We start from the raw sequence: 10093 nt of genomic DNA on the forward strand, positions 1-10093 counted from the left end.
GACATTGATAAACTAAGCGATGTATCAGTAGCTATCAGGTGAAACTTTGCTAGACGAACAAGCCAAAAAAACAATTCTGCGTAAGATTCCTCACGGACTCTACATCTGTGGTGTCAAAGATGGCGAAGAAGTTAACGGCTTCACAGCCAGCTGGGTGATGCAGGGATCGTTTAAGCCACCGCTAGTTATAAATTGCGTTAAGCAGGATTCTAAATCCCACGCCATGATCAAAGCCAGTGGCGTCTTTGCACTTAGTTTTCTGGACGAAGGACAGCAAGACTTGGCGCAAAAATTCTTCAAGCCGCAGCGCCGAGTCGGTAATAAATTTGAAGATGTGGAATTTTATCTAGGACAAGAAACCGGCTGTCCCATCATCTCCGACTCCCTCGGCTATGTGGAGTGTAAGGTTGTCGGTGCTGTGGAACACGGCGATCATACTGTTTATGTCGGGGAAGCGATCGCTGCTGGCGTCCACCGCGATGGGAAACCACTTTTACTCGAAAATACTCCTTGGGAATATGGTGGGTAATTGGTAATTGGTAATTGGTAATTGGTAATTGGTAATTGGTAATTGGTAATTGGTTAGTAGCAAAGGACTAATGGCTAATAACTAATAACTAATGGCTAATAACTAATAACTAATGGCTAATAACTATTACCTAATCCCTTTTGCAAGGAATTCTGAGTAAAAGATTATGCCGCTGATTAAAGTTCAAACTTCTGTTGATTCTCCCGATAAGGTTGCTGTTGAAGGACTGCTCAAAAGTCTTTCGGCTCAATTAGCGAAGCATACAGGCAAACCGGAATCCTACGTGATGACAGCTTTTGAGCCGGGTGTGGCGATGACATTTGGTGGGACTGTCGATCCCGTCTGCTACGTCGAAATTAAAAGTGTCGGTAGCATGAGTCCGTCGCAAACTAAGGCGATGAGCCAGGATTTTTGCCAGCGGATTAATGAGAAACTCGGTGTACCCACTAATCGGATTTACATTGAGTTTGCCGATGCGAAAGGTTCAATGTGGGGTTGGAATGGGTCAACATTTGGTTGATTAAATCCTACTTGATTTTGAAGATGGCTCCCCTTCCCTTGTAGGGAAGGGGCTGGGGGTTAGGTTCTGTATTTGATTCAAATAACAACCACTATATTGAGGGCGATCGCACTTGCCTCTCACTCAGCTTGCGTCCAATGTGCAGGTCTTTCCAAATTGTCTGGCAAGACAGTTGTGCTATCTCCAAATGCTGTTTCAAGTTGCTCGAATTCTAGATTTTCGGCTTCCCTAAGGTCTGCGCCTTGTAGGTTAGCTTTTCTGAGGAATGCCCCTTGCAGGTTAGCTCCACTGAGGTCTGCTCCTTGCAGGTTAGCTTCAATAAGGAATGCTCCTTGCAGGTTAGCTCCACTGAGGTCTGCTCCTTGCAGGTTAGCTTCAATAAGGTTTGCCTCTTGCAGGTTAGCTGCCCTGAGGTATGCCCCTTCTAGGTTAGCTCCACTGAGGTATGCCCCTTCTAGGTTAGCTCCACTGAGGTATGCCCTTTGTAGGTTAGCTTCACTGAGGTTTGCCCTTTGTAGGTTAGCTTCAATGAGGTATGCCCTTTGTAGGTTAGCCTCACTGAGGTTTGCCCTTTGTAGGTTAGCTTCTCTGAGGTTTGCTCCATCAAGGTTGGTATATTGTAAATTTAGCCCTTGATTTTCTGGGTCTTTATCTACGTCGCGCCGTCCGATAACTGTAAGTGCTGCTTGAATATCCGTAGGAATTTTTGGTGATTGCTCCTGCTGTATCTCTTCTTCCTTCAAAAGAGCATTCTCTCGAACAAAAGCTGTTAGCACTTCCATAATTGTCCAGTGGTCTTTTTTGGAATCCTTCGCAATTCGTTCTAGGGCATAAATTCCACCTAAACGGATAGAGGTATTCTTAGAATCAAGAAGTTCAATAGCTTTAGTAAAGCGTTCTGTGATTTGCTTATCTTGTGCAGCTTCTGCATTTTTTAGAGCAGCTTTAGCGTTATCTAGAGCTGCTTCAGCACTTTTATTGGCAGCGATCGCGCTATCATCCATCGCTTTAGCTCGCTTCGCTGCATAGAAAACGTTGAAGAGGATTGCGGCTCCTCCAAAGGTTGTTGCAACAATCTTTAAAGCTTCAATAACAGAGCTGATGCCCTGCCTTTTAAGCTCAATAAACTCCTTTGTGGTCAGGATTTTAGAAGAATTCTTTAAGTGTTCAATCGGTACTACATCAAGTTGCCATAAACACAGGAAAACTATTGCTCCTATGCCAATAAATGTAAGTGGCAGAATTATGAGCCAGTTTCTCAATCCCTCGGTTTCATCGATACTCATAAAATTATCCTGGCAGAGAATTCAGCAGAGATTGAAACGCTCGAATTCCGACTAAAAGCACTAAACCTCCGATGGCTACTAAGCTCAAAGGACGCAAAATTCCCTCCAATTGTCTCAAGCGTCGTTCTAAGTCACCTTGGTAATATTCCGCCAATTTTCGCAATGCCGTGTCTAAGTTGCCGGTTTCTTCGCCAGTGCGAATATATTGGATTGCCAGTGGCGGTAACTTGCTTTGCAGACTCTCGCTCAAGGTTCTACCGAGGCGAATCTGTCGAGAAGCCTTTGCTACGTGAGTTGCCATCTGAGGATCGGGGATGCGATCGCGCAAGAGTTCCAGTGCGGCGAGAATCGTCACCCCACAACTTAAAGGCAATGACAACTCGGTAAAGTAAAGGAGCGATCGCGCTTGCATGAGTTTATCCAAACCGGGAAGTTGCGCCGCCAACCGCTGTAACCCGCGTCCGGGAAAGCGAGAATTTAGCAGAAGTACCCCAACCAAAAGCAATGCCAAACCAAAACTGCACAGCCAGAAACCAGGGTGGGTAAGCTTTTGAGGATTTCGCTTGAAAAGTGCGGCGGCGAGTACCAACAGACTCCAAATCAGCGCGATCGCGGCGATTCCCACCGAACGATAGAGGCGTTCTCGTTTGGCTTTCGCTTCCGCCGCTGTTGCTAGTCTCCCAAAAGTCTCTGCTAGCGATCCGCTGTATTCGGCTAACCGAATCAGGCTAATCGTCCAGGCATCAAAATATCGAGCGTCTAGTGTCAAAGCAGAAGCCAAATCTTGCCCAGAATCCACCGCCGCACTGACGGTTTGCAGATAGCGCCCGAAGGTCGAATTGCGATCCAGATTAACCAAATTTAAGCTTTGCTGTACTGAAATGCCAGAATTCAACAAAGTGGCGAACTGCTGAAAAAATTGAGCCTTTTCCTGGTTTTTCAACTTAATGTGTAGATTCACTAATGGGATTTTAGCTTTTGCTGATTTTCTAGCGAACCGGGAAAGTCGAGGAGTGGCACTCGTTGCACGAATAGAAAGACTCTCTGCATAGATTGCAGCAGAGGGCGAACCGACAGGTACGGCGCTTCGCTATCGCTGGCTCGTGTATGCCGCGAGAAGAGGCTGCTGAGGCGATGAATCGTATCTGGTTGCGATCGCTCTCCTGTAGTGATGGTGCTTCTCGCCAAAACCGCAGACATTTAACAATTCGTAGTTTTAGGGGTACTGTATGAGTACAATTTCCTTAAGCTAGCTCACACACCTCTTCCGTGATTGCAATCTATCCTGGCAGCTTCGATCCAATTACTCTGGGGCACCTCGACATCATTAAGCGCGGTTGTCGGCTTTTTGATGGCGTGATTGTTGCGGTGCTGCGGAACCCCAACAAAACGCCCCTGTTTACAGTACAGGAGCGCATCGAGCAGATTCGTCTATCGACGCGATCGCTGCCGAATGTAGAAGTTGACAGCTTTGACGGTTTGACGGTCAATTATGCCAGAATGCGAGGAGCGTGCGTGCTGCTGCGCGGTTTGCGGGTGCTTTCTGACTTTGAACATGAGCTACAGATGGCTCATACGAATAAAACCTTGGACGATCGGATTGAGACGGTTTTTCTAGCAACCTCTAACGAGTACAGTTTCTTAAGTAGTAGCTTAGTGAAAGAGATTGCCAGATTTGGCGGCTCTGTCGATCATCTTGTTCCCCAGCACGTCGCCTTAGATATCTACCGATGTTACGCCAAGACTCTTCCCGCCTTGAACCCGATAGTAATGGACGCTTCCCCGAAGGTGAATTACCCGACAGCGGATCAGGAAGTGTAGATATCCAGCGGGAACTCGACCGCATAGAAGAAATGATTATCGATAGTACGCGCATTCCCTTGACTAGCCTGCGCTTAGTCGATGAGAATTCGGTACTCGAAGAGCTGGATTTGGTGCGGATCAATCTGCCACCGGCTTTTCAAGAAGCCGAAGAAATTGTTCGGCAAAAGGAAGAAATTCTTCTGCAAGCGGAGGATTATGCACAGCAGATTATTGAAACAGCAGAACGCCGAGCCGATCAGATATTGGATGAAATGGGCTTGATTCGGCAAGCAGAACGGGAAGCTCAAGCGATCCGGCAGGCGGTGCAGCAGGAGTGCGACGCCATCCAAGAACAAACGATTGCAGAACTTGAACGGATGCGCCTACAAGCACAACAAGAACTAGAGCAGATGCGATCGCTTGCTATCCAAGAATGCGAGGATATTCAAAACGGAGCTGATGACTACGCCGACCAAGTTCTCACTAATATCGAGCAGCAGCTCAATGATATGCTCAAGGTCATCCGTAACGGTCGGCAACAGTTACAAAATGACCCTCCTCCCCCGCGTACCCCCACGGTTAGAGAAGTGGAGGGGGAGAGAGGCAGAGGCTCAGATAAGAAGAAGTAGGTGTTGGGTGGGAGGTGCCCATCCCTATCCCTTTATCCTTTATCCTTCCAGAGGTAGCCCAGTTCTTCTAGCTTTCTCAAAACTTTTTCTGTGCTTTCCTCTATCGTTTCTTGGTCTGTGTGGCATTCGATTTGAGGATGGAGGGGTGACTCATAAGGGTCATCAATGCCAGTGAAGTTTTTGATTTCCCCAGACCGCGCTTTCTTATACAATCCCTTCACATCCCGCTGTTCGCAAATCGCTAACGGTGCATTCACATAAACCTCGACAAAATCTCCAATCCGCGATCGCACTTCTTCTCGAATTTCCCGGTAAGGCGAAATTGCCGAAATGAGTACGACTACGCCGTTCCGAGTCAGGAGATGAGCGACAAAACCAATGCGCCGGATATTTTCATCCCGGTCTTCTTTACTAAACCCCAAACCTTTGGTCAGATTTTGGCGCACCACGTCTCCGTCGAGAATTTCCACCTTGTATCCGCGTTTGTGCAATACTTGCGCGACTTCTTTGTTAATGGTGGTTTTTCCCGCACCGCTTAAACCTGTAAACCAGACGGTGACGCCACGATGCTCTCGATCCATTGTTCTTCGCTAAAACTTACGGTATTCTCATCCGACTTTAAGCGATCTCTGGAAAATGGGAAAGGTAGCATCATCGTTACATCTTTTAAACTAAATGAAGAAAGAGAGGACTTCTAGTCATGGCATTTGATTACGATCTGTTTGTCATTGGTGCGGGTTCGGGGGGATTGGCTGCCTCGAAACGCGCGGCTAGCTATGGAGCGAAAGTAGCGATCGCAGAAGGAGATTTAGTGGGTGGTACCTGCGTCATCCGGGGCTGTATTCCCAAAAAACTGATGGTTTACGCCTCCAAATTTTCCCACCTGTTTGAGGATGCCGCAGGCTATGGCTGGACTGTGGGCAAGAGTTGCTTAAACTGGGAGCATCTGATTACGACTGTCGATAAGGAAGTCCACCGTCTCAGCCAGTTGCATATTGGGTTTTTGGAAAAAGCTGGGGTGGAGTTAATCAAGAGTCGCGCCACTTTATTAGATCCGCATACCGTGGAAGTGGATGGAAAAAGGTACAGCGCTGACAAAATTTTAATCGCCGTGGGTGGGGAAGCCGTCAAGCCGGATTTACCAGGGATGGAACATACCATCACTTCCCGCGAGATATTTCTCCTCAAGGAACAGCCGAAGCACATCGTCATTATTGGCGCTGGCTATATTGCCGTGGAATTCGCCTGTATTATGCACGGACTGGGATCGAAAGTCAGTTTGTTGCTTCGAGGCGATCGCATCTTAAAAGGTTTTGATGACGATATTATCACTGGCATTCAGGATGCCATGACGCATCACGGTATCAACGCGATCGCTAATGTGACTGGGAAAGGCATTGAGCGCACCTCAGAAGGGCTTCAAGTCACCTTCACTGAAAAAGGCAAAGACGTGGATACAACTCTCACCGCCGACCAAGTTCTAGTCGCCATCGGTCGCGCACCCCTTTTAGGAAAACTTGGTTTGGAGAATGCCGGTGTTAAGGTTGTTAATTGTGAAGACGAAGATTTACCCAGGTTGCACGGATACAGCGTCAACTGTGCAATCGAAGTCGATGAGTACAGCCGCACCAACCAGCCGAATATTTTCGCTGTAGGCGATTGCACCAACCGGATCAATTTAACGCCCGTCGCCATTGGTGAAGGTCGCGCTTTTGCCGATACTGAGTTTGGTAATAATCGCCGGGTATTCAATCACGAAAATGTTGCCTCCGCCGTATTCACCCAGCCAGAAGCAGCTACGGTGGGAATCAGCGAAGCCGATGCCCGGAAAAAGTTAGGCGATGACAACGTGCAAATCTATCGCGCCCGATTCCGCCCTCTGTTCCACAGTCTCACCGGCGCTGATGACAAGGTCATGGTCAAGTTAGTCATTGACAAAAATACTGACCGCGTGCTAGGCGCTCACATGGTGGGCGAGTATTCAGCTGAGATTATTCAAGGGATAGCGATCGCAGTCAATATGGGAGCCACCAAAAAAGACTTCGACGCCACCGTTGGCATTCATCCTTCCACCGCCGAAGAGTTTGTCACTCTGCGATAAATTACGGCTAGGGGCAATACTATAAATTGCCCCTACAAATGCCTGCATTTGACTTGTTGAAATGAGCGATATTTTCTCTCATTTAACCTGAAAGACTATCCAAAACTCCTGAAACTGTACAGTGCCAAATTAAATGACATCGGGACAAATTCGTGTCATCAAGCCAGTCTCTTCGCTGCACGCTTCCAAGCATTGAGGTTGATGCAAGGCAAGTCCACTCCCTGTCCATACTCGAAGCTAAACGTTAGCAGGGACAAGCTTCACACCCTTGATGACATCAATTTGGCACCACGGCAAATAAAAAGTCACTGTACACATATCTAAGACTTCACTAATGGCATGAAAAGGTTTTGGTGGTAAGGCATGGTCAAGAGTGGACGTGTTGATAGAACACTCGTTTAACGTTTTCAGCACAGAGGATGTAGAGTCCGACAATGGCTGCCAGCACGAACAGAAATGCGATCGGCAAAGGCTGAAATCCCAGTAGCCCTGCAAGCGGGGTATAGGGAATTAGGAGCGTGATAACAGCGGTCGCGATCGTTGCCATGAGTAAATACTTCCCTGGCTTGCTTGTGAGAATAGATTGCCGCGTCCGAATCACCAGCACAATCATGGAGGCAGAAATCACCGACTCCATAAACCAACCCGTTCTAAATTGCGCTGGGTTGGCGTGCAGCAACAGGAGTGACCCAAAGGTGAGGTAATCAAACACTGAACTCAGCAGCCCAAACACCAGCATAAATTTACGGATGAACGTGATATTCATGCGGCGGGGTTTGTTGACTAGTTCCTTATCCACGCGATCGGTGGCGATCGTCATTTGGGGAAAATCGGTCAGTAGGTTCGTGATCAAAATTTGACTCGGTAGCAGGGGCAAGAAGGGTAGAAATAGAGAAATGCCTGCCATGCTAAACATATTGCCGAAATTAGCGCTGGTTGCCATAAACACGTATTTGAGCGTATTGGCAAACGTGATTCGTCCTTCCTTCACGCCTTCGAGCAAAACATTGAGGTCTTTTTGCATCAACACAATGTCTGCGGCTTCCTTAGCTACGTCAACCGCGCTCTCAACAGAAATACCCACATCGGCAGCATGAAGTGCCGAGGCATCGTTAATGCCGTCACCGAGATAGCCCACCACATTTCCCGCTTTTTTCAGCGCAATGATGACGCGCTCTTTTTGATTTGGCTCCACTTCAGCGAAGACATCTGTTTTCCCAACTTGATGAATCAGCGCTTCATCACTGATCTGATGCAGTTCGGCACCCGTCAAAACCTTGGGCGTCGGTAGTCCCACCTGTTGAATGATGCTGATAGCAACCGCTCGACTATCGCCCGTGATCATCTTGGTGGTCACGCCGAGCATCCCCAATTCCTTGAGCGTCTCTGCAATGCCTGTTTTGGGTGGATCGAACAGGGCAAGATAGCCCAAGAAAGTCATATTCGTTTCATCATCTTTGCTGAAAGAATCGCCATTGAAGTCGCGATAAGCCACCCCCAACACTCGAAACCCTTCACTGCCTAATTCCTCAGCCTGTTGCTGAAGCTTGTCCCGCCGGTCTGCAAGGTCAATGGTGGTGCCTTCACCCGTTTCTACCGTTGAGCAAACATCAAGAATCGGCTTCAGTGCCCCTTTCGTGACAATCAGACGTGTCTTGTCTTTGCCAAACAAAATGCTGAGACGCTTGCGGTTGAAATCGTAGGGCACTTCATCCAACTTCTGGTAAGCAGAAATATCGAATGGCTGGTGCTGACGAATGGCGGCATCGATCGGATTGACATAGCCTGATTCAGACGCAGCATTCAAATAGGCGTAGAGCAGCACGCGATTCGCCTGCGTCGAGGCTCCGCCAACGCTCTCCTTCCCGTCCACATCAACCGCAGCGTGAATTTTCACTTCCCCTTCCGTCAGCGTGCCCGTCTTATCTGTACAAAATACATTCATGCTGCCAAAGTTTTCAATCGCAGGCAGTCGTTTCACAATCACCTGCTTTTTCGCCATTTGTTTGGCACCGCGAGCCAAGTTAACGCTGACGATCACGGGCAGCAGTTGGGGAGTCAGTCCCACTGCCAAGGCGAGAGAGAAGAGAAAGGATTCCAGCACAGGGCGTTGCAAGTAGACGTTGGCGACAAAGATCAGCACCACCAGAGTCAACGTGACTTCCATCAGAAAGTAGCCAAACTTGCTGAGTCCCGTTTCAAATTCGGTTTCGGGCGGTCTAAGTTTCAGGCGTTCTGACACCTTGCCAAATTCAGTCTGCTTTCCAGTCTGTACCACAACCGCTGTCGCGGTACCACTGATCACGTTTGTGCCCATATACAGGGTGTTGGTGCGATCGCTGAGTCCGGCGACCCCTGGCAATACGCCACTGATTTTGTCAGCAGGATAGGTTTCTCCCGTCAGTGCTGCTTCATTCACCGACAGATCTTTCGACTCTAAAATCAGGCAGTCACCGGGAATACTATTGCCAGCAGCAAGCAACACAATGTCACCCGGAACCACGTCCTCATTGTGAATTTCTTGAGATTGACCATCTCTCAAAACTGTGGCTTTCACTTGCACCAAAGCCAGTAGCTTCGCGACGGCATCTGTGGCTCCCCGCTCTTGCCAAAATCCTAATAGTCCACTAATTAGTACGATCGCCAGAATAATAACGGTATCAATGACATCTCCCAGGAAACTGGAGAGAATAGCCGCTGCCACTAAAATCAAAATAATCGGACTCTTGAACTGGTCTAGCAACAGGAGTAGCTTGTTAGACTGCTGCTTCTGCTTCAGACTGTTTGCCCCATATTGAGTGAGCCGTTGCTGCGCCTCCTGGCGACTCAAGCCCTGAGGGGTACTCTTGAGCTGATGTAATACCTGTTCGGCAGGCAGGTTCCAAAATGATGGGAGAACTTGAGGCATAGATTCAATCCCTTCGATTAACTCAGCTTTTTTCAGTTGGGCATGGCGTTGTAGCGGCGCTCAAATTCGTAACGGTTTAAGCGATCTGCGCTAGTTCTTGTCGGGCGTTGCCCGCCCGCTGCGCTAACAAAGCCGCTCCGAAGAGAGCAGCAGCGCTTCGCGATCGCCATTTTCCAGAGGCGGAATTATCAGACCTCTTGCGGAATTAAGATTTTTCAGCTATTTTTAGCTCATAGTTATAAATTCCTGCTAGCAGGTTTACTCGCAAGCCAAATCTCTTTCTTCTATTTCTATAACGGCTAGATAAAATTCGGAAT

At 48.2% G+C, this 10093-nt stretch carries 10 protein-coding genes and 1 pseudogene; 5 read left to right on the forward strand and 6 right to left on the reverse strand.

The window, feature by feature from the left end; translation table 11 throughout:
- The first annotated feature begins 46 nt into the window (after positions 1-46).
- On the forward strand, positions 47-529 hold the full coding sequence (locus ACFW2W_RS06585) for a flavin reductase family protein (RefSeq protein ID WP_378174955.1): 483 nt from the start codon (positions 47-49) through the stop codon (positions 527-529).
- A 166-nt stretch (positions 530-695) separates the two neighbouring features.
- On the forward strand, positions 696-1049 hold the full coding sequence (locus ACFW2W_RS06590; protein WP_378174958.1) for a phenylpyruvate tautomerase MIF-related protein: 354 nt from the start codon (positions 696-698) through the stop codon (positions 1047-1049).
- 119 nt (positions 1050-1168) lie between these two features.
- Here the strand turns inward: ACFW2W_RS06590 and ACFW2W_RS06595 are convergent, their stop codons facing one another.
- The 3 genes from ACFW2W_RS06595 to ACFW2W_RS06605 are packed head-to-tail and all read right to left on the reverse strand — an operon-like array spanning position 1169 to position 3535.
- On the reverse strand, positions 1169-2335 hold the full coding sequence (locus ACFW2W_RS06595; RefSeq protein ID WP_378174961.1) for a pentapeptide repeat-containing protein: 1167 nt from the start codon (positions 2333-2335) through the stop codon (positions 1169-1171).
- Between the two features lie 4 nt (positions 2336-2339).
- On the reverse strand, positions 2340-3296 hold the full coding sequence (locus ACFW2W_RS06600) for a type II secretion system F family protein (RefSeq protein ID WP_378174964.1): 957 nt from the start codon (positions 3294-3296) through the stop codon (positions 2340-2342).
- Positions 3296-3535 carry a hypothetical protein gene (locus ACFW2W_RS06605; protein ID WP_378174967.1) on the reverse strand — a complete coding sequence of 80 codons (240 nt, stop codon included), beginning with the start codon at positions 3533-3535 and terminating at the stop codon, positions 3296-3298. Before ACFW2W_RS06605 ends, ACFW2W_RS06600 begins: the two co-directional genes overlap by 1 nt.
- Positions 3536-3604: 69 nt before the next feature.
- Between ACFW2W_RS06605 and coaD the strand changes: the two genes are divergently transcribed.
- Together coaD and ACFW2W_RS06615 are read left to right on the forward strand one after the other, a co-directional pair.
- On the forward strand, positions 3605-4156 hold the full coding sequence (gene coaD / locus ACFW2W_RS06610; protein WP_378174970.1) for a pantetheine-phosphate adenylyltransferase: 552 nt from the start codon (positions 3605-3607) through the stop codon (positions 4154-4156).
- Positions 4066-4767 (forward strand): DivIVA domain-containing protein, encoded by a 702-nt coding sequence (locus tag ACFW2W_RS06615; protein WP_378174973.1) that lies wholly within the window; start codon positions 4066-4068, stop codon positions 4765-4767. The genes coaD and ACFW2W_RS06615 overlap by 91 nt, the downstream gene beginning before the upstream one ends.
- A 32-nt stretch (positions 4768-4799) precedes the next feature.
- Here the strand turns inward: ACFW2W_RS06615 and cysC are convergent, their stop codons facing one another.
- Positions 4800-5348, reverse strand: coding sequence for an adenylyl-sulfate kinase (gene cysC, locus ACFW2W_RS06620; RefSeq protein WP_378174976.1), 549 nt, complete (start codon positions 5346-5348; stop codon positions 4800-4802).
- A gap of 119 nt (positions 5349-5467) precedes the next feature.
- Between cysC and gor the strand changes: the two genes are divergently transcribed.
- Positions 5468-6868 (forward strand): glutathione-disulfide reductase, encoded by a 1401-nt coding sequence (gene gor, locus ACFW2W_RS06625; protein ID WP_378174979.1) that lies wholly within the window; start codon positions 5468-5470, stop codon positions 6866-6868.
- A 367-nt stretch (positions 6869-7235) separates the two neighbouring features.
- Here gor and mgtA read toward each other — a convergent pair whose 3' ends face one another.
- Both mgtA and ACFW2W_RS06635 read right to left on the reverse strand, forming a co-directional pair.
- Positions 7236-9776: a magnesium-translocating P-type ATPase gene (gene mgtA, locus ACFW2W_RS06630; protein ID WP_378174988.1), complete on the reverse strand. Its 2541-nt coding sequence runs from the start codon at positions 9774-9776 to the stop codon at positions 7236-7238.
- A 205-nt stretch (positions 9777-9981) separates the two neighbouring features.
- Positions 9982-10093, reverse strand: a pseudogene (locus tag ACFW2W_RS06635) (IS5/IS1182 family transposase); the annotation flags it as partial.

This window comes from Coleofasciculus sp. H7-2 (genome assembly GCF_042747725.1).
Lineage (GTDB): Bacteria > Cyanobacteriota > Cyanobacteriia > Cyanobacteriales > FACHB-T130 > FACHB-T130.